The following is a 21,265-nucleotide window of genomic DNA, read 5'->3' as shown; positions in this document are numbered from 1 at the left end:
TGATTGGGATAATTCTCCATAAAAACCTTTCAAAAACTCATCAAACTCAGGTAAGATGGTGAAAAAGCAATTAAATTAACAAACTCAAAACACTTGTAAGCGTCAACAATTAAATGCAGATGTTAATTTTGTAAATTTGTCTTCGATTCTAGAAAATTATCTTCGATTTTCGGAATTTATCTTCGATTCTACGGATTTATCTTCGATTTTTAGATATTATCATCGATTAGACTATTTTCGACAAAATCTCCTCCAAAAATAGCCAAACAAAAAGACGCAATCTTATGAACGATTACGCCTAGTGTGTTATTTTTCATATTTAAATTCCTTTAACAATTTGAGCAATACCCTCTTCAACTGGTGTTACAGGACGTCCCAGTAATTTCTCAAAATCGTTACTTTCTACTTCAAGTGTGCCTTCTCTGATACCTTCTTGAATGTTGACAAGGAAAGGAATGAGGAATTCAGGTACACCAGCATCCTTCATAATGTTAGCATAAGTCACATCATCCACTTGTTGAAGTGCTACTTCTTTTCCTATTTCCTTCCCCAGAATTGATACGAGCTCCTCTTGAGTAAGGTTCTTTCCAGACAATTCGTAAACTGTATTTTCATGACCTTTACCAGAAAGCACTGCTGCTGCGGCTTCTGCGTAATCCTGCTGCAATGCCCAGCCTACTTTTCCATTACCAGCAGATGTTACCCAAGGAGCTCCTGCTAGTACACCTTGAATGCTTGAGCTTTCATTTTCTAAATACCAATTGTTTCGTAAAAATGAATAAGGAATACCTGTATTTACAATCGCTTCTTCGGTCGCTTTATGTGTTGGTGCTAGAACATTTTTACTTTCCATTGCATTTGCAATACTAGTATAAGCAATGAATTTAACTTCAGCACGCTTTGCAGCAGCTACTGCATTTTCATGCTGCTTGATTCTTGTTTCATTATCACCATCAGCTGAAATAATTAACAAGCGATCGATACCCGTAAACGCGGTATCCAATGTTTCTGGAGAATCAAAATCTCCTTGTCGAACTTCTACTCCGCGGTTATGTAGTTCCTCTGCTTTTTTCGGATCACGAACACTAACAGCAATCTGATTTGCTGGGACAGTTTTCAATAAAGCTTCTACAATTTTCGATCCTAGCTTACCTGTTGCTCCTGTTACTAACATTTTCATTGATTAAACCTCCAATTAATTTGTTTTATCTGAATTTCCAACACTAACTTGTATCTACATCCATCACATGTATTCATAATAGATACATGTTATCAAGAAGTCAACTAATAACCTTTTCATTTTCCACCTAATATAAGGTATAATACGTTGTAATCAATTCAAATACAGGATAAATCTCTTTTTTAGGAATTCAGTATAAGGTAGGAGAATTTTATGTCAATCAGTAGCCGATTTACAGTTGGTATTCATATATTAACCTTAATAGATTCAAATAAAGACGGGATAAACTCTTCCGAATTTTTAGCAGGAAGTGTGAATACTAACCCGACTTTGATTAGAAAAATTATGGGTATGTTAAAAAAAGCTGGATTAATAGAAGTAAAACCAGGTATCGCAGGAGCAAAGTTAGCCAAGAAACCTTCTGATATAACATTACTTGAGATCTATAAAGCAGTAGATGTGGTTCAGGAACAAGAATTATTCAGCATCCATCAAAACCCTCACCCTGAATGTCACGTAGGAAAAAACATCCAAAACACACTCACACCGATCCTCTCAGCTGCACAACTAGCCATGGAAAAAGTACTAGGAGCTGTCACAATTGAAGATATTGTTCGGGATATCAAGTAGTGGTGACTGTCACCACCCGATTTTTCTTGTTTCACAATTGTTCCACAAGATCATCCTCATTTCATTCCTCTCCGAATGAAAATGTAAGCACTTTCTTTCATCTTTTTAGAAAATGAGTCTATACTAAAGGTCGTATTGATAATAAACAATAAGCCGCAAGAAAAATGGTGGAAAAGGAGAATGATCAATGAATTATAAAAATGTGACGGTTGCTGGTGGTGGAGTGTTAGGTAGTCAAATTGCGTTCCAATCAGCTTTTTTTGGATTTAATGTCTCTCTTTATGATATTAATGATGAGGCAATTGAACGTGCGAAAGATAGAATCACGAAGTTAAAACCACGTTATCAAGAAGATCTACGAGCTACTGAAGATCAGCTAAATTCTGCAGTTAGTCGCATTTCCTACTACTCTGATTTAACAAAAGCTGTGGAAAATGCAGATCTTGTTATTGAGGCAGTTCCTGAAGTTGTTTCAATTAAGATTGATTTTTATAAAAAATTAGGGGAAGTTTCTCCTAAAAAAACGATTTTTGCAACAAATTCTTCAACACTATTACCAAGTCAGTTTGCTGAAGCGACTGGTCGACCAGAAAAATTCTTAGCTCTTCATTTTGCTAATGAAATTTGGAACAATAACACTGCAGAGGTTATGAAACATCCTGGAACAGATATGAAGATTTTTGACGAGGTACTTGAATTTGCAAAAGCCATTGGCATGGTTGCATTGCCACTACATAAAGAACAGCCAGGCTATATTTTAAATTCTCTCTTAGTTCCTTTATTAGAAGCTGCTCAGAAGTTATTAGTGAAAGAAATTTCTGATCCAGAAACGATTGATAAAACGTGGATGATTGCTACAGGATCTCCTAAAGGACCATTTGCCATCCTTGATATCGTCGGAATTACAACTGCTTATAATATCTCTAATGCTCGAGCACAAGCAACAGGCAGTGAAGAATATGCAAAATTAGCTTCACTGTTGAAAACGGAATATATTGATAAAGGCAAACTTGGTCGTGAAACAGGAGAAGGTTTCTATACATACCCTAACCCTAATTACGAAAAACCAGATTTCTTAAGAAGTTAACCCCTAAAAAAAGTAGGAGGCATTTCCATAAAAACATTTATGGTGTTGTCTCCTACTTTACTCTCTTAGGTGAATCATCAATTATAGTAAGGTTCGCCATCCCTTGTTGAGTTGATTTAAAGTGCTGCTTCTCATAACAAAAGGCTCTTTTCTGAAAGATTGTTGCTATGTAACCAAAATATGCAGTATAAACAGTGTATTCTCGCATATAAGGCCACTATTTTATGAAGAGAAGATGCCCCACTAGACTTAATACAATGCTGATTTCCTCAGGTAATTATAAGCAACAAAGTTTGCGAAAATAGCCTAACAATCAGTTATGAAGCTCTATTTTTTATTGCTTCAACAAATGCTACTACTTCTGATTCCTTTGTTGCCCATGAGGTAACAAGACGAATTGCAGAATGCTCCTTGTCGACTTTTTCCCAAACATGAAATGCAAATTTCGTTTGCAATTCTTCAATTAATGTATTTGAAAGAATAGGAAAAATTTGATTTGATGGAGAATTTGTTAAAAATGAAAAGCCTTCTTTTTTTAACTCGTTATTTAGCTTTTCAGCCATTTCATTTGCATGAGAAGCTAACTCAAAATAAAGATTATCTTTAAAAAGCTCCTGAAACTGAATGCCTAGTAGTCTACCTTTTGCAAGTAGTGCACCCTTTTGCTTCATATGATAACGAAAATCTTCTTTTAATGATTCAAGACATATTATTAATGCTTCACCAAGAAGTGCTCCGTTTTTTGTTCCTCCAATGTAAAAAGCATCAACCAATGATGAAATATCACTTAGCTCTAGGTTATTTACTGTTGAACATAAAGCAGATCCAAGTCTCGCTCCGTCCATAAACAAAAGAAGGTTGTTTTTCTTACAACATTCACTTAATTGCATCAATTCTTTTTTTAGATAAATTGTCCCAATCTCCGTTGAATTAGATATGTAGACAAGCTTTGGCTTTACCATATGTTCATCAGGATGTTCATTTAGCACCTTCTCTACGTGATCAGGTGTTAATTTTCCATCCGTTGTATCTACCGCAATGATTTTATGTCCTGTTGCTTCAATGGCACCTGTTTCATGAGTAAATATATGTCCAGTGCTTGCTGCAATCGCCGCTTCATGTGGTCTCAAAAATGCAGAAATCGCTATTAAATTTGTTTGTGTACCACCTGATAATAAATGTACATCCACATCACCATTTCCGATATGCTGTTTAATTAACTCAACTGCCCTTTGAGTAAACTGATCTCCACCATATCCCTCTTCTTGGATGAAATTTGTCTCCATAAGCGCCTGAAGAATTCTTGGATGAGCGCCTTCACTATAATCGTTTTTAAAGCTGTACATAATTTGAAGTCTCCTTTTTGGTGCCTGTCACCGCCCGGTTTTTCTTGTTTCACAAATTGTTCCACACGGTACTTTTTATCACTTATTATAACATCAATTAAATCAGCAAAGCATTAATAATGATAGTATTGATAGCCAAGTATACTGGTCTGAACTTAATCGAGTAGGAGGGGGTGATTAACCCCCGACCTCTCACACCACCGTACGTACCGATCGGTATACGGCGGTTCCATTTATGTCTGACGCAGTTGTGAATATCTTTCATATAGACTTTTCAACCCTTTCAAACTCCAGTAAGAGTTCGAAAGGGTTCTTTGTAGTATCGGACTCTTGGCTACTCTCCAATATTTCTTCCTGGAGTTCCCCCATTCATATGCCTTTTCTTTTGGTATACCGAACCCTACAAGTTTTCTCACTTTAGTTTTCGGTTTCTTCCATTCTTTCCACTGGCACATTCGGAGTCTTCTTCTAATCCATTGATCTAAATCTTTGAATATTGTTGGTGTATCTGCTAACGCAAAATATCCACACCATCCAGTCAAATATTGATTCAATCGTTCAATTCTTGTATTCATCGGGATAGGCTTTGACCTTGATGTTAATTCACGTATCCTTTTCTTGATACGTTGAATACTCTCTTTCGCCACTCGCACCTTCGGTTTCTTGTGAGAAGTAACACTAAAACCAAGAAACTTCCTTTTCCATGGTCTACCTAAATCTGTTTTCTCTCTATTTACTTTGAGTTTTAGAGTTGATTCAATGAAACAGGTAATTGACTCCATCACACGTTGTCCAGCTCTCCTAGACTTTACGTAGATATTACAGTCATCTGCATATCTAACAAACTTGTGTCCCCTCTTTTCCAATTCCTTATCTAGTTCATCCAGAACTATGTTTGATAAAAGTGGGCTTAACGGTCCACCTTGTGGTGTTCCTTCTTCAGATTGTGTCACAACACCTTGAATCATAATGCCAGATTGTAGGTATTTACGGATTAATGATAGAAGAGTTCGGTCTTGAATCCTATTTGACAGGATACGTATTAAACGATCATGATTGACTTTATCAAAGAATTTCTCTAAGTCTATATCGACTACCCAACGATAACCATCTTCGATATACCCTTTCGCTTCTTTCACTGCATCGTGACCTCGTTTATTTGGACGAAAGCCATAACTCTGTGTTGAGAAGGTTGGATCGAAGATCGGTGTTAATATTTGAGTAATCGCCTGTTGAATGAAACGATCTGTCACGGTTGGGATACCTAATAACCTTACTCCACCGTTCGGTTTTGGGATTTCAACCCGGCGGACAGGAGAAGGTTGATATGTACCCTCTGTTAGAGAAGCTCTCAGGTTTCCCCATGTTTCGAGTATATGTTTTCGTAGGTCTTTTACGGACATATTGTCTATTCCATGGCTTCCTTTGTTTCTTTCAACTCGCTTTAGCGCGTTCAAAAGATTTCCTCGTGACAACATTCGTTCCATTAACATGAAGATCTTCCTTCCTACGTGAACAATACGTTCTCTTTAAGTAAGTTCTTTACTAAGCCCTCCTGAAGTCCCCCATGGATTCACCATTTCTTCCATTCAGGTAGGTTCTTATAATGAATTTTCTGCTTTCGACATAAAGAACTGTTTATCAAGTAATTGTTCTTCTAAAATGGTTCAGTCCTTCCTTGATTCTCTCGAGTGAATCAAGTACTATGACCTCGGCTGACTTCTGATTATTCAGCTATCTATCGCTAGATAGGTTACCAAGTGTACTTGGCATGTTAATCAGATCTCCCCGGGTAAGAGTGCAGTCTTTCCCTCCACCTATCTGCTTCATTTACTCTGTATCACCTTCGGCAGAAAGGACTTTGTTTTGTATTGCAAACTCATCCAATGATACCTAGCCTCATATGAAGTTCGTGTTCCTCAGACCGGAAGTTTGCCGCTCGCTTCCTTCAGATTCCATGTCACCATGGACACCCTTGCGTTAAGCTAACTGTTACTTCTGCCTTCACAGTTCGGGACTTTCACCCTAGAGACTACACCCATGCCGGGCGCACAATAAAGAGAAGGTGTGCCACAAGTTTCTAGGCACACCTTCTACTATTTTTATAAGTAGTTTTCTCTATTTTGACGGTTCAGAGGAAAATAGAAACTAGAGGATAGCATCCTTATTTTAAGCTCCCACTCACTCTACTTAGTATAAATTTCCTCTTTTGTTAAATACCCTTCTTTAATAATCGTACCTTCAATATTTTCTTTTGTTACAGGGATAGGCTCTAACAAATTAGATGGTACCTTGATTTGATTGTTATCAACAGTTGTTGATGTTTCAATTTCTTCACCTTTTGCAACTTTAACGGCCATTTCTGCAGCTTGTTTTGCAATAAGGTTAATTGATTTGTAAACAGTCATCGTTTGTGTGCCTGCTACAATTCTTTTTACTCCGTTTAGTTCTGCATCTTGTCCTGATACAGGTACTTTACCAGCTAAACCAGCAGAAGTAAGCGCAGATATCACACCACCAGCAGTTCCATCATTTGCTGCAACAATGGCATTTATATTGTCACTAGAAGTTTTCAGTGCATCCTGCATATTACTTTGAGCAATATCAGGATTCCAATCATCAGTATATTTATCGTAAACCAATTTAATGTCACCTTTATCGATTAAAGGCTGAAGCACAGACATAGCTCCTTTTCGAAATAGTATTGCATTATTGTCTGTTTCAGCACCACCAATGTATGCAAAGTTTCCTTTAGAAACATTTTTGACTATTTCCTGTGCTTGTAGCTCCCCGACTTTCTCATTGTCAAAAGAAATATAATAATCTACATCTGCTTTTGTAATAAGACGGTCATAGGATATCACTTTTACATTGTGTTCGTGTGCTAGTTCTACTATTTTACTAGCTTCTTCTGCGTTTTGAGGCACAACTACTAGTACATCTACTCCTTCATCAATTAAAAGCTGAGCTTGCTTATACTGCACATCACTTAATCCATTTGCAGCAAGTGTCTTTACTTTGCCACCTAGTGATTTCACTTGTTCTTCAAATAAAGCTTTATCTTTATACCAACGCTCGTCTGCTAAAGTATCTAAAACAAACCCGATATACGGTATTTTTTCATCTTCGGTTAATTTGATTTTATCTTGTTTTGCAACTATTTCTGTAGAGGTGTTGCTGCATGCTGATGCAAATACTGTTACGACCAATAAAAGTAAAGCAACGATTGTATTTCTAGCCATATGATTCACTCTCCTTTATACCTTAAATCTACTAATCAATTGATTCATACGCTCAACCATTTCTGACAAGGTATTTGCGCTAGTGTTGATGTTATCGATCGATTGGCTTTGCTCATGGACTGCAGCAGATATTTCCTGTGATCCAGCAGCAGATTGCTCTGAAATTGATGCGATATTTTCTACAGAATTATTAATATCTTGACTTGATTTTTCGAACTGTGTAAATATGGTAGAAATATTTTTCACTCTGTGTGTCATGTCTGTGACTTTCTCTTTAATTTCTGAAAAATATTGGCCTGTTAATTGAATTTGTTCTGTCCCTTCATATACCTGTTTAAAGCCCGTATCTAAATCTTGTGAAATGATTGCTGTTTCTTGTTTGATGCTTGTTACAATAGTTGATATGTTTTCTACTGAAAATGAAACTTCATCTGCTAATTTTTTAACCTCTGAAGCGACTACCGCAAATCCTTTACCACTTTCTCCAGCTCTTGCTGCTTCGATTGAGGCATTTAAAGCTAATAGATTGGTTTGATCTGCTATAGATTTAATAACAGTAACAACCTCTGTAATCGACTGTGATTTTAATTCTAGATTCTTAATTTTTTCAACAGAGTTCTCAACAACAGATTGAATAACATTCATTTGCTGTAAAGACTGCTTCATTTGTGCATCACCATTTACCGACACTTGTAAAACATCCTCAGAGAATGTCACAAGTGTTTGTCCATCCTGATTTACCTCTACTAAACGCTCACTAAACCCTCGCATATTTTCCGAAATATCCGAAATATCATTTGCCTGTGATCCTACTCCTGTTGCAAGTTCTTCTATTGTGATGGCAACTTGAGAGCTTCCTTGCTGCAGCTCCATCGAGGTTTGAGCAAAAGTTGTGCTCTGATGATCAACATCAGAAGCTATATGTGATACTTCTAAAATCATTTCACGTAGACGATTACCCATATTATTAATTGAATGTGAAAGTTGACCAATTTCGTCATTACCTGAGATGTTGAGTGGTGTGAAATCCAAATGTCCTTTTGCAATTTCTTCACTCGTATCCACGACCTTCTTTAAACCAACTTCTATCTTTTTAGTTATGAAAATTAGTAGCACAAAAGAGATAAGCAATGAAATAATCCCTGAGCAAACCAATAAGATAATCGTTCTCTCAATGTTATTCTGCGCATTAGCTAAGGACTCTCTATTCGATTCTGTTGCCATACTCTTTAATTCATTTCCTAATTCATTTGTGTTCATTTTTAATGCATAAGCTTCTTTTTGAAGCTGATCAAATTCATTTGTATTAATTTGTTTTACATTAGGTACAATCGTGCTAAAAAAGTATTCATCAAGCTTATTATTATTTTCAATGATTTGGTTAAAAATTTCTAATTGTTCTTTAGATAGCTGTGGTTTTAATTCCTTCGCAATAGCTACAAACTTCAAGCTACCTTCTAAATATTTATTAAGATGTTCATCATCCGAAAGTAAAATATATTCTGGAATTTGGTTGTATTTTTCATAATAAAGTGAGACCAATTCAGAGCTTTGTAATGCAATTTCACTTTTTACTAGTGTATTTTTCATCGTGCCACTAGTTTGATTCAATAACCAATACGTTATGGCGATCGACAATAGGAATGTAACTGCCACAACTAAAAATACATACAAATACTTCCCACCTATTTTTGTGTTTTCCCATCTAAGCTGTTTAAACATAAAAATCCTCCCGATAATTGAACTCGAAACTTCAGCGCTTCTACCCATTAAAGCAACTTGAAAATCTCTTGTTTATATCGGTGAAATATGAGGATTATTAACTGTGAATTTTTGGTGCCTGTCACCACCCGAATTTTCTTGTTTCACAAATCGTTCCACAAAACCCAAATTAAACATAACAAAAACAGGAAGGTCGCCATCATGTTTATAGCAAACTTCCTGTTTTTATGAGATTTCCCTCATCCAATTAACAATCTATCCCGAGTAATTTTTAGGAATTCTTTATCTATGTCCTTATTTTCGCTTACCTCTTTACTAGCCAACTCATCGCACTTTATTCGATGTCAATATCCTTTAATTGTATGAAATGATAGAATAGCAAATGACAGCTCTCATTTTACTTAGTATAATTTTCAAATTCTTCAATCGTTCTATTAAAATCTGTTTCTGTCTCCGCTACGACTTTTTGTAGGTCATTTGTGATGCTATTTACTTTTTCTACTTCTTTAGTAATATTATCTACATTCGTATCCACATTTTCTATTGCATCATTAACATTACTAGCCAATCTTCGTACTTCATCAGCCACAACTTTGAACCCTCGTCCTTGTTCTCCAACACGCGCTGCTTCAATTGCTGCGTTTAAAGCGAGCATATTTGTTTGTGATGAGATATTACGTATCGTTTTAGATACCTCTTCGATTAACTGAGTTTGGTTTTTTAGCGACTCGATTGCTTGAATTTTTTCATTAGAATTTTCTACAACAATCTTTACTAATTCAGCAGGCATTGCCTTTAATTGAGAGATGATTTTAATTGAGTTATTTTCACGTTCTGTTATGTCTGTAGCAATTTTTAAGACTGCCTCAACCTTACCTTCATCATCCAGTACAGGAATATATGTAGCTTCAAGCCAAAGTAAATTTCCAGATTTCCCCACACGTTGAATCTTTTCTTGAAACTTCTGACCCTTTTCAAGGTTTCTCCATAACTCTTCATACTTTCTACTGCTTCTTAATTCCACTGTACAAAATTCTCGATGATGGATATTTATCATTTCATCCACTTCATATCCCATTGTCTTTGCAAAGTTCTCATTAACCCAAATTACTTTTCTATCAATATTAAATTCAATCATGGCTAGATTTGTTTCTAATGAGGATAATACAGATGTTGCATCTAAAACTTGAGTGCTTCTTTTACTTCTTGTCGTGGTAATCATAAAAACTCCCTATATTAAAATATTTTGATTCCAAGATATATTATAATAGGAATTTCGTCCTATTGTATAGTTTAGATGCTTTCCGCAAAATAAACGTAACTAAATCGTCATCTTCCAATTCGAGTAAGCTAACCAGTTTTCCTGTTCTTCATAATTCGGCATGATTTTTCCTACAAGTCGCCAAAAAGACCGATCATGATTAAGGTGGACCATGTGACACATTTCATGAACAACCACATAATCAATGACCTTCATAGGTGCCATCGCCAATCGCCAATTAAAGGTTAACTGCTGGTTTGAATCACATGTTCCCCATGTTGTTTTACTATCAGTGATTCGAATAGAACGTGGCTTTTGTTTAAAATAATGTTGATTAGAGACAATCCTTTTCTCTACTAACGCTTTGCATTGTTTATAATAAAATCGTTTTAGGGCTTGTCTTATTTTTTCATCTTCTAGTTGCTTCACATAAATATGTAAAACCTGACCGTCAAATGCTACATTGTCTTGATCTATTGATGAATCATGAGTGATTTTTATAGGATAGCTTTTCCCTAAATAAAGAAAGCTCTCACCATGTTCATAGACCTTATCCTTTGGTCCTTGCACTTGCTCATTTAGCTCACCTAGCTTATGTTGGATAACATCCCACTTTTCTTCTAAAACATGAATAACTTTTTCATCTGGTGTATGTCTAGGAGCCTGAACTTCAACCATTCCGTTTTTAAGATAAATACCTATCGATGTCCGATTTTTGTACTTTATTTCAAAATATAATGTGTTCCCTAAATAATGATGTCTCATGTTATCACCCGTTGTTTTATATTCTAAAAGTAGGCTTTACTTTTAGAAAGCAAAGCCTTCTTTAAATGAACTATTCCCACTTAAACACATAACTAGCCAATGCAAAACCTCCGACCAACCAAGCTCCTAGAATAAGCGTTTCTGTACCCAAGTCTAAGAAAGGTGTTCCAATATTCATCGTCTCTCTTAGTGCCGAGCTTAAATGAGCAATAGGCAAGACCTTCACAATAGGCTGGATAAAATCTGGCATGTTGCTTATTGGGAAAAAGACTCCTCCGAGAAATAGCATTGGAAACGTAACAAAGCCAGCAATCGGTCCCGCACTTTCTGGGTTTTTGGCAATTCCGGCTATGATAAATCCTAATGACATAAACGCAAGTGTGCCAAGCACGATGAAAAAGATTAAAGCAAGCCATGACCCTACAACATCAATTTTAAAAATAAGGTTCGCAATTAATACAACTAACAATGCTTGTGTACCGTTTAGAAATAATCGGGCTGTTATTTGTGCAGCGATAAAGGTTGAGGCTTTTAATCGTGTTCCCTGCATTCTTCGTAAAATCCCTCGTTCACGCCAAGCCGAAATCTGTCCTGCCACTCCGTTCATATTGTTACTCATAATCATCATCGCCACAATACCAGGTACAAGAAAATCTACATATCGTATGTTTAATGCTTCAATTCCAATCTTTTCAACGGCCACTAATGGCTGATAATCAACAAGATCTTTACTATATTGATCAATAATACCGTTCACAACGGTAAGACCAAGCTCTGAGGTTGTTAGGTTTTTTTCATTATAATAAACAGGAAGTGAAAATGGTTGATCGGCTTTCTGCAGGTTTTCTTCATAACCTTTAGGAATTTCAATCAAAAGCTGGATATCGCCATTTTCAATCGCTTCTTTACCAACACCTTGTTTTTCATAATCAATGATCTCAATTCCTTCATTTTCATAAAATAACTTCTCTAAATCCTTAGATGCATCGGTTTTGTCATCATTAACTAATCCTATTGTTAAATCTATTGAATTACCACCACCAATAAATGAACCAAGCGCAAGCATTAAGATGATTGGAAAAAGTAAAGTGAAAAATAACACTTGTTTATTACGAGCGAATATCCGTAACTGCGCTAACGTTAACTGCCAATATGCTCTCATGATTCTCTTATACTCCTTCCTGTCATCGTGATAAACACGTCCTCAAGTGTTGCTAGACGGGTTTGAAGATCTTCAATTTTCAAATGATGTTCTGTAGATAAATGAATAAGTGATGTTAATGCTTGTTGAAGGTTATCTGTGTAAAGCTGCACAAAGTTGTCTTTAATCGATACTTTTTCTACAGCCTCCATCTTCATAAACCACTCTTGTTCAGGAGGGTTGTTCAAATGAAATTCGATTGTACTTGTAGAATGTAGTTTTTTCACTAAATTTGTTGGAGTATCAAGAGCAATCAATTCACCTTGATCCATAATACCGATACGATCACATAAAACATGCGCTTCATCCATGTAATGAGTAGAAAGTAAAATAGTTTTGCCTTGTTCTTTTAATCGAAGCACAATATCCCACAACGTTCTTCTAGCTTGAGGATCAAGTCCTGTTGTTGGTTCATCAAGAAAAACAATCTCAGGATCATGGATAAGGGCTAAAGCAATGGCCAATCGTTGTTTTTGCCCACCTGAAAGCCCTTTGATTCGATCTTTGCGCTTTTCAGTTAAAAGCATATCTTCTATTAATCTATCTATGTTAATATTTCTTGGATAAAAGCTTGCATATAAATGGAGAATTTCTTCTACCTTTAATAATTCAAACAATGAAGTGGACTGAAGCTGAACACCTATAACTTCCTTCACTTTATTTACTTCTTTTTTATCATCAAAACCTGCAAGTATTGCTGTTCCTTCATCTGGTTTTCTAAGACCGACAAGCATTTCAATTGTAGTCGTTTTCCCAGCACCATTTGGTCCAAGTAAGCCAAAGATTTCTCCCTTTTTCACTTGAAATTGAACACCCTTAACTGCAGTAAAAGAGCCATAGTTTTTCACAAGTCCTTGTACATCGACCATTGTTTCATTTTGCATGAACATACCTCCCTTAAGGTGAATTTTTCTAAAAAAGTAACGATCAAAAAAGAAACAGCCCTGATAAAGAGCTGTTAGGTTTCAACTTTATTATACGCGATGGTGATCTGCACGCCAATTTTGAACGGCCTTTTTAATATCATCTGGAGCTAGATTCTCAGAGATTGTTCGCTCAACTAAATTCGGATACTCATGATCATCTGCAAATCGAAGCGCAATGAGTTGCTTTAAAGAAAGCTGAGTATCTAAAAACTTCCCTGTTAAACGATAATACCTAAAGTTCTCTTCATTACGAATCACTCGATCTTGTAACAAAAGAGCATACCCTCTAAGTTTCACACTCATCAAAACGATAATAATAGCCATTAGTAAAACAATCGTACTTAAAAACCCTTGATTAGAAACATGTTGAAAGAAATAAGTGATTGCTAATATTAAGATAACAAGAGAAAAAAGTGCAATACCAACATGGAAAACCGGATCTATCTTTCTATGATTTTGATAATTCTGCTGTTTGATCATCGTAGCCTCCTACTATTTAATCTGTACCCAAATGTACTTTATTCTTAAGTTTACATGATTATGAGTGATTATGTACCATATGAATTTATTAAATGTTTGTTAAGGAGACATTACGGTAGTGATAACCTTTAAAAGGTGAAAATCTATCATTTATAATCATCATTTCACTTAGCCGTACAGAACTACAGAAAATGAATAATGAACTTTTTAAGGTAATTAATCTAATGAAATAGCGCTGCTTCCACTTTAAATATTCAATTCTCATCCAATATCCATAAATATAAAACAATTTTGTTTTAGCTTTTCTCTCATCGTAAAGCCTCTAAATGATAAAAGAGTGTTTAACTATCACCTCAACCCTTACAGAAAAATCACCAAAAAAGTATCTCTTATACTTATCACAACCTTCCTAGTAAAAACTCTTTCTCCAAAATCCCAATACTCATTTACTTACCTTACTATATTTAAAATAACTAAAAATTAAACTTCTATTATGAAATTAAATGCATATATATAATTAGCCGTTTCCTATTAAACACTTTATTTTCATAATCTACAACCTCTCTTAAAATGTGATTTCATCAACAAATACTAGAGGTCTAATTTAATAGTTTGAATTCATAAATGACTCTTTAACTAAAAAAATATTACCAAATGAATATTAAAGCTTTCAATTTCTCTAATAGTTTAATATAATAACTACATAATAATAATTATCGTTTTATAAACGTAATTATCTAATACTTAATTTACAAAAAGGGGAGATAATAAATATGGAATCGTTTAACACTTCGAATACAGGCGGCACATGCCCATTTAACCACGGCAGCACAACTAGCCCTAAAGTAAGTGGTACAACTAATAAAGACTGGTGGCCAAACCAATTAAACTTAAATATTCTTCATCAGCATGACAAAAAATCTAATCCTATGGGAGAAGAATTTAATTATGCTGAAGAATTTAAAAAACTAGATTACGATGCTCTTAAGAAAGATCTTCATGCTTTAATGACAGATAGCCAAGAATGGTGGCCTGCTGATTATGGTCATTATGGTGGTTTCTTTATCCGTATGGCATGGCACTCAGCTGGAACGTATCGTACAGGTGATGGACGCGGAGGCGGCGGTACTGGAAGTCAGCGTTTTGCTCCATTAAACAGCTGGGCTGATAATGCGAACATCGATAAAGCGCGTCGTCTTCTATGGCCTATTAAACAAAAATACGGTAACAAAATTTCTTGGGCAGATTTAATTCTTTTAACAGGAAATGTTGCCATTGAATCAATGGGTGGAAAAACATTTGGTTTTGGTGGAGGACGCGCAGACATTTGGCATCCAGAAGAAGATATCTACTGGGGTTCTGAAACTGAAATGCTAGGTGATAACCGTTACACAGGTGATCGTGAGCTTGAAAATCCGTTAGCTGCCGTTCAAATGGGACTTATCTACGTTAACCCAGAAGGACCAAACGGTAACCCAGATCCAGTTGCAAGTGGCCGCGATATTCGCGATACTTTTGGCCGTATGGGAATGAATGACGAAGAAACAGTTGCATTAATCGCAGGTGGACATACTTTCGGTAAAGCACACGGTGCTGGTGATGCTGCTCTTGTTGGAAGAGAACCAGAAGCTGCTCCTATTGAAGCACAAGGCTTAGGCTGGATAAGCGAACATGGTAGTGGTAAAGGTCGCGACACAATTACTAGTGGTGTTGAAGGTGCTTGGACTGCTAATCCAACACAATGGGATAATGGGTTCTTTGATTTATTATTTGGATATGAGTGGGAGCTTACAAAAAGTCCTGCAGGTGCACACCAATGGGCTGCAATAAATCCTGACGAAAAACACCTTGCACCAGATGCAGAAGATTCATCAGTTCGTGTTCCAACAATGATGACTACTGCAGATATGGCTCTACGTATGGATCCAGCATACGAAAAAATTTCTCGTCGTTTCTATGAAAATCCTGAAGAATTTGCAGATGCATTTGCTCGTGCGTGGTTCAAACTTCTTCACCGTGACATGGGACCTGTTTCAAGATATTTAGGACCAGAAGTTCCAACTGAAGAACTAATTTGGCAAGATCCTGTTCCAACTGTTGATTATGAATTGACAGAAGAAGAAGTAGCTAAAATTAAAGTATTAATTTTAGATTCAGGTCTTACAATTAGTGAGCTAGTAACAACTGCTTGGGCTTCAGCAAGTACTTTCCGTGGATCAGATAATCGCGGAGGAGCTAATGGTGGTCGTATCCGTCTTGCTCCACAAAAAGATTGGGAAGCAAACCAGCCTGAACAACTTGAAAAAGTGCTTACTGCTTTAGAAGAAATCCAAAGTCACCTTGAGAAAAAAGTAAGCTTAGCCGACTTGATTGTACTTGGTGGTACTGCTGCAGTAGAAAAAGCTGCACAAGATGCTGGCTTTGATGTGACAGTTCCTTTCGCTCCAGGTCGTGGAGATGCAACACAAGAACAAACAGATGTAGAAAACTTTGAATTCCTGGAGCCTATCGCTGATGGTTTCCGTAATTACCAAAAGAAACAATACAGTGTTAGCCCTGAAGAGCTTCTTGTAGATAAAGCACAACTTCTAAACCTTACTGCACCAGAAATGACTGCACTTATTGGTGGTATGCGTGTTCTAGGAACTAACCATAACGGTACTGATCACGGAGTATTCACTGATCGTGTAGGTACACTTACTAACGACTTCTTCGTTAAATTACTTGACATGAATGTAGAGTGGAAGCCAGTAGACGGTGCTGTCTACGAAGGACGTGATCGCAAAACAGGTGAAGTCGTTCGTACTGCAACTAGAGTTGACCTAGTATTTGGTTCAAACTCAGTACTACGCGCAATTTCAGAAGTTTACGCACAAGACGATAACAAAGAAAAATTTGTACGTGACTTCGTTAATGCATGGGTTAAAGTAATGAACGCTGATCGTTTTGATCTGAAATAAGGTTTTTACTATAAAGATAGTTTGAATAAATATGAAGCACGCAAAATCCCAGTTAGGGAGTTTGCGTGCTTTTTAGTATAAAAAGTGCCTGTCACCACCCGAATTTTGTCGAGATGAACTCGACAAAACCCGGGGAGTGACAGGCACCTAATCCTTTAAAATATTGTATATAGCGTAGTATTTGCTAGGGTAATCATTGTCATTAACAAGGTGTTAAGAAAGGCTGCTACGTAGATATTGCCTGTTTTTTTGTAGAAGTAGCGATTAAATATGGCTGCTATTAACAGGGCTGGTACTAGACCAATTACTATAATAGAAGAAAGTGATTCTCCTGGATAACCTGCTGTGCCTGTCATAAACAATAGCCCATAGTGGTATCCAAGATAAAGAACTAGACCACCTATAAAATGGAATATTGAAACTACGTAACCTTTGATTCCATCATACTTAGTACTAGCCGTATTCATATTGACGGATAGACCAACAATAAAGTAGTAAATTAAGAATAGTGGAGCATATTTTAGTAAAGCAAACACATGCTGTCCTTCAAATGTTTTTACTGCAAATGTCCAAAGACGAAAATCAGTCTTGAATAGAGCATCTACAAGATAGAGAACAGCATAACCAATAACAACGGCTACTACAGCTGTTAAAAGTGAAGCAATAATCGTCTTAATGCTTGCTGCTACGCCATAGCTCTTAATCGTAGCACCTTCAGGCTTTTTAGAAACAAAGTGGTAGCAAACCATAATCATTAACGTTACAATCGCTACATTAATTGCCCAGAAAACAATCGGATTGACAGTTGGTGCTCCGAAAAATTCTGTTGTAGCAATGAGTTTACTTTGGAATTTTAAATAGATATATTGAATTACACTTAAACCAAGCATAATAACCGAACAAGATTTAATGCTTCGCTCTGATTTTTTCACCAATGAATATATCAGAACAATTGCCGATAAAACAATGAAGATCATACTAATTTGTTTTAACAGTCTCATTCCATAAAGATCTGCGCTATATAATGCAGAGAAAAACAATGCAGGATAAAGGCCACCAAAAACAACTAATAACAAGCCTGCTAGTTTTCCACCATTTGTTTTTGGTGCAGGAAGTGCTTCTGGTTTTTTGGTATAAATATTGTTAAGGAAAGGTACTTTCGATAACAGCGTAATGAGCGGAATAAACATCATAAAAAATCCGATAAGTGCTACAAATGAAAACCATTCTTTAAACATCCACGTTTGACCATCTTCACCAACTGTTACAAGGTTACTGTAATCAGCAAATGCCATATCGTAAAAATCAATAGCATACTCTGTTGATGTTTTTGAAAAATGGTTCCAAGGATGTGTTTCGTTCGGCTGATAGATGACCCTTTTTCCACCATTAACTTCATACACCTCACCGGCTGTTGGATTTTCTGGATTTCCTAAAAATCCTTGACCTTCTTCTGTACCAACATAATTTTTCTTCACAACAGATGCTCCACCCCCTGCTGCGGCTGCATCAAAGAAAAACTCATCATACTGACCAGCAAGCTTCCCTGAAAATCTTGGTCCATATGAATTGTTAATTTCTTCATCACTAAACCCTAGTGTTTTCACCCATTGATAATCAGAACCCATCGTTAAGGAACTATAGATTTTTCGAATGCCACTTTCCTTAAAGTCGACTTCATCTAACATCACCGCATGAGTTGAAGAAAACCCACCCATCGAGTGACCTGTAACAGCAATCATTCCATTACCACTCTCATCTTTTAACACATAATCTTGATCATACATATATTGAACCGCATCATAGATGGCATGTGGCCAAAACGAGAAAAACGGTACTGGTTTTTCCATAGTTCCTGTCGAATGTCCATGATCATATTGATCTAATGCTAAAACAACATATCCCCTTTTTGACATTTCGATAGCCTGCGCATCCTGCATTTCACCAGAATTAAGATATCCATGTGTTGCTACAATTGTTGGCTTTGGCTGTTGATCAACTCCATCCGGTTTATACAAAAGTCCCGAAAGTTCGCCTCTAGGTGTATCAAAATAAATACGTGAAACATCAACATCTCCAGTAGAACTGTTAAATTGTGAAGCAGAAAAACTTCCAACCAAAATTAACAATAACGAAATCACTAACAATACCACGGGCTTCTTTAATCTCTTCATAATATCCCCCTTTTAGTGCATTAAATTTTATCAAAATAACAATCACTTGAAACAAGCACTGTTGCACACTTGAATTCAATAAAAATTTACAGCTTCACCTCCATCTTCTTCTTGGTATTTAGAGAATAAAAAAAGACACATTAAATACCCTTGATTAAAAATAATCGAAGAAATTTAATGTGTCTCTTAATCTCGTCACAATTTATTAACTTAATTATCACTATACATCCAGTTGAAAGCGTTGTCAATTGATTAAATTATATTTACCCAGTTTATATTATGATCGTAATTTACCAACCCTAGCTTGTTTTCCATTTTCAAAATCATTATTTTTGAGACATTTGAAATAAGTAACAGTCTTACTTCATAAGAAATTGACCAATATATCTCCCTCATCAAAATAATATTAGTATAACAATATCACAATAAACAACTAGCTTACTTTTTTTCTGAATTGTTCAAAGTTTTTAGATATGTATCATATTCAATCACGCTTGATATTCTCCTCAAATTTGAAAACCTAATTTTTGTTGTCTCGATTTTTTATATAGTTATGAGGAAAGATCGCTCCACCAATTAAGCCTATCGTGACATATTTCATCCAACCATCAAAAAAGTAATCAATAATCGCAAAGGAAAACATAAAAACAGCAACGAAGAAAACTCTCCAAATAATTAATTTCATGTGACCCCTCATTCTTTTCTATAAATTTAATCCTCTTTCAATCACCTTTTCAACTTTGTATAAAGAGGATTCCATTAAATAATCAAAAGTGTAACTTGTATTACCAAACCCGTAAGATAACAATTTTCTAATCTCCTTAAATCGTTGGTCTTTGGTTGCTGTTCCCATCACAACAGAGATCAGTCTCTTCTTCCCTTGTTTTGCCGTACCTGCGAAACAATAACCTGCTTCACTTGTGTATCCGGTTTTTAATCCATCAAGTCCATTGAAGTGCATGTCTGGATTTTTAGAATAAAGCATGGCATTTGTATTACTAATAGAGATATTATTGTATGTTAATTGATAACTTGGAAGGTTCGTTATTTCCAATAGCTCAGGATAGCCATCCAATAATTGAGAAGATAAATTAGCCAGATCTAGGGCTGTCATTGTTGTTTCTTGATTATTTTTATTTGGCAATCCTGTTGCATTAAGAAAGACTGTATCATCTGATAATCCTAACCTTTTAGCTTCTTCATTCATTAAATTTGTGAACTCTACCTCACTTCCTGAAATATGTTCCGCAAGAAGAACTGCTGCGTTATTTGCAGAAGCCAAGGTGCCTGTCACCACCCGAATTTTGTCGAGATGAACTCGACAAAACCCGGGGCGTGACAGGCACCAATTTTAATTCAGAACTTCTGCTACTTTGGTGTTTCTAATTCTAACGACTATAAAAGCAATGGCCGCTATCCATAGTGCTAAAATTCCGGCATAGATAAACGGATAAGCTGCTGTTTGATCAACCCATGTATTAACAAGTGTTCTTGAATTAACTAAGATAATAAATCCACCTACTAGAACACCCATTAGTTGTGCATTAATTTTCTGTACTAGCCAAGCAGCGATTGGGGCAGCAATTAATCCACCTATCATTAAAGCTCCTACCCATAGCCAGTTCACTTCCGCCCAGCCAAGTGATATTAAAAATCCAACAGTAGCAGAAACAGCTATGGCAAATTCACTGGTATCCACTGTCCCAACAACTTTACGTGCACTAATCCCTTTTTGAGATAACAATACAGGAGTGGCAATTGGTCCCCATCCTCCACCACCAGTTGCATCGGCAAAACCTGCAACCAACCCTAGAGGAATGGATTTCCTTTTTGTAAGGTCAATACTTTCTTTTTGCTCTCCTACTTTAAACATAAATAAGAATCTTGCTAAAACATACACTCCAAGAGCTAATAAAAAGATAGATATATATGGCTTAGCAAGATCTCCTGGTATATTACTTAAGAATGTGGCACCCAAAAAGGCTCCAATAGAACCCGGAATGACAAGCCTTTTGACAGTTGTCTTATCCACATTCCCAAACTTGATGTGTGATGCTCCAGATGCGGCAGTTGTGACGATTTCTGCTAAATGAACAGATGCTGATGCAACAGCTGGTGCAATTCCAAATCCAAGTAATAAAGATGATGATGTTACACCATACGCCATTCCCAATGCACCGTCTATAAGCTGTGCTAACAAACCAATAAAAATAAAAACAATTAATTTATTCACTTCTATCCCTCCTATTTCTTGGAAACTTAACTTTGTTTAATCTAAATCATTAAATTTT

The 21,265-nt window shown here is 36.1% G+C and carries 17 protein-coding genes; 3 read left to right on the top strand and 14 right to left on the bottom strand.

What is annotated here, in order from left to right:
• Window positions 1-319: 319 nt before the first annotated feature.
• Window positions 320-1,180, bottom strand: coding sequence for an SDR family oxidoreductase (locus tag LC076_RS21415; protein WP_226671189.1), 861 nt, complete (start codon window positions 1,178-1,180; stop codon window positions 320-322).
• A 213-nt stretch (window positions 1,181-1,393) separates the two neighbouring features.
• Here LC076_RS21415 and LC076_RS21410 point away from each other — a divergent pair, with 213 nt between their 5' ends.
• On the top strand, window positions 1,394-1,810 hold the full coding sequence (locus LC076_RS21410; protein WP_226671188.1) for an Rrf2 family transcriptional regulator: 417 nt from the start codon (window positions 1,394-1,396) through the stop codon (window positions 1,808-1,810).
• A 187-nt stretch (window positions 1,811-1,997) separates the two neighbouring features.
• Window positions 1,998-2,897, top strand: a complete 900-nt coding sequence (locus tag LC076_RS21405; RefSeq protein WP_226671187.1) for a 3-hydroxyacyl-CoA dehydrogenase — start codon at window positions 1,998-2,000, stop codon at window positions 2,895-2,897.
• A gap of 317 nt (window positions 2,898-3,214) precedes the next feature.
• Here LC076_RS21405 and LC076_RS21400 read toward each other — a convergent pair whose 3' ends face one another.
• The 9 genes from LC076_RS21400 to LC076_RS21355 form a co-directional block, all read right to left on the bottom strand.
• Window positions 3,215-4,243, bottom strand: coding sequence for a threonine aldolase family protein (locus LC076_RS21400; protein ID WP_226671186.1), 1,029 nt, complete (start codon window positions 4,241-4,243; stop codon window positions 3,215-3,217).
• A gap of 233 nt (window positions 4,244-4,476) precedes the next feature.
• Window positions 4,477-5,736 (bottom strand): group II intron reverse transcriptase/maturase, encoded by a 1,260-nt coding sequence (gene ltrA / locus LC076_RS21395; protein ID WP_226671185.1) that lies wholly within the window; start codon window positions 5,734-5,736, stop codon window positions 4,477-4,479.
• Window positions 5,737-6,429: 693 nt separating this feature from the next.
• Window positions 6,430-7,485, bottom strand: coding sequence for a sugar ABC transporter substrate-binding protein (locus LC076_RS21390; RefSeq protein ID WP_226671184.1), 1,056 nt, complete (start codon window positions 7,483-7,485; stop codon window positions 6,430-6,432).
• A gap of 15 nt (window positions 7,486-7,500) precedes the next feature.
• Window positions 7,501-9,207, bottom strand: coding sequence for a methyl-accepting chemotaxis protein (locus LC076_RS21385; RefSeq protein ID WP_226671183.1), 1,707 nt, complete (start codon window positions 9,205-9,207; stop codon window positions 7,501-7,503).
• A gap of 397 nt (window positions 9,208-9,604) precedes the next feature.
• On the bottom strand, window positions 9,605-10,429 hold the full coding sequence (locus LC076_RS24550; RefSeq protein ID WP_413466018.1) for a methyl-accepting chemotaxis protein: 825 nt from the start codon (window positions 10,427-10,429) through the stop codon (window positions 9,605-9,607).
• Window positions 10,430-10,528: 99 nt separating this feature from the next.
• Complete coding sequence (locus tag LC076_RS21370; RefSeq protein ID WP_226671182.1) at window positions 10,529-11,233, bottom strand: M48 family metallopeptidase; 705 nt, start codon at window positions 11,231-11,233, stop codon at window positions 10,529-10,531.
• 70 nt (window positions 11,234-11,303) lie between these two features.
• A complete protein-coding gene (locus LC076_RS21365) occupies window positions 11,304-12,395 on the bottom strand; it encodes an ABC transporter permease (RefSeq protein ID WP_226671181.1) in 1,092 nt (363 codons plus the stop codon).
• Window positions 12,392-13,324 carry an ABC transporter ATP-binding protein gene (locus LC076_RS21360; RefSeq protein WP_226671180.1) on the bottom strand — a complete coding sequence of 311 codons (933 nt, stop codon included), beginning with the start codon at window positions 13,322-13,324 and terminating at the stop codon, window positions 12,392-12,394. Before LC076_RS21360 ends, LC076_RS21365 begins: the two co-directional genes overlap by 4 nt.
• An 84-nt stretch (window positions 13,325-13,408) precedes the next feature.
• Window positions 13,409-13,840, bottom strand: a complete 432-nt coding sequence (locus tag LC076_RS21355; RefSeq protein ID WP_226671179.1) for a DUF6526 family protein — start codon at window positions 13,838-13,840, stop codon at window positions 13,409-13,411.
• Window positions 13,841-14,613: 773 nt separating this feature from the next.
• Here LC076_RS21355 and katG point away from each other — a divergent pair.
• On the top strand, window positions 14,614-16,800 hold the full coding sequence (katG, locus tag LC076_RS21350; RefSeq protein WP_226671178.1) for a catalase/peroxidase HPI: 2,187 nt from the start codon (window positions 14,614-14,616) through the stop codon (window positions 16,798-16,800).
• Window positions 16,801-16,955: 155 nt separating this feature from the next.
• On the opposite strand, the gene LC076_RS21345 is transcribed toward katG, so the two are convergent.
• The 4 genes from LC076_RS21345 to LC076_RS21330 form a co-directional block, all read right to left on the bottom strand.
• Entirely contained in the window at window positions 16,956-18,974 is a 2,019-nt protein-coding gene (locus LC076_RS21345) for an alpha/beta fold hydrolase (protein WP_226671177.1), read from the bottom strand.
• Between the two features lie 520 nt (window positions 18,975-19,494).
• Window positions 19,495-19,659, bottom strand: a complete 165-nt coding sequence (locus tag LC076_RS21340; protein WP_226671176.1) for a hypothetical protein — start codon at window positions 19,657-19,659, stop codon at window positions 19,495-19,497.
• Between the two features lie 18 nt (window positions 19,660-19,677).
• Window positions 19,678-20,256, bottom strand: a complete 579-nt coding sequence (locus tag LC076_RS21335; RefSeq protein ID WP_226671175.1) for a D-alanyl-D-alanine carboxypeptidase family protein — start codon at window positions 20,254-20,256, stop codon at window positions 19,678-19,680.
• 69 nt (window positions 20,257-20,325) lie between these two features.
• Complete coding sequence (locus LC076_RS21330) at window positions 20,326-21,207, bottom strand: sulfite exporter TauE/SafE family protein (RefSeq protein WP_226671174.1); 882 nt, start codon at window positions 21,205-21,207, stop codon at window positions 20,326-20,328.
• Between the last annotated feature and the right edge of the window lie 58 nt (window positions 21,208-21,265).

This window comes from Metabacillus litoralis (assembly GCF_020524045.1).
Taxonomy (GTDB): Bacteria; Bacillota; Bacilli; order Bacillales; family Bacillaceae; genus Metabacillus; species Metabacillus litoralis_C.
Note: the sequence above shows the minus strand (reverse complement) of the source record. Positions and strands in the feature narration are given on the sequence as shown.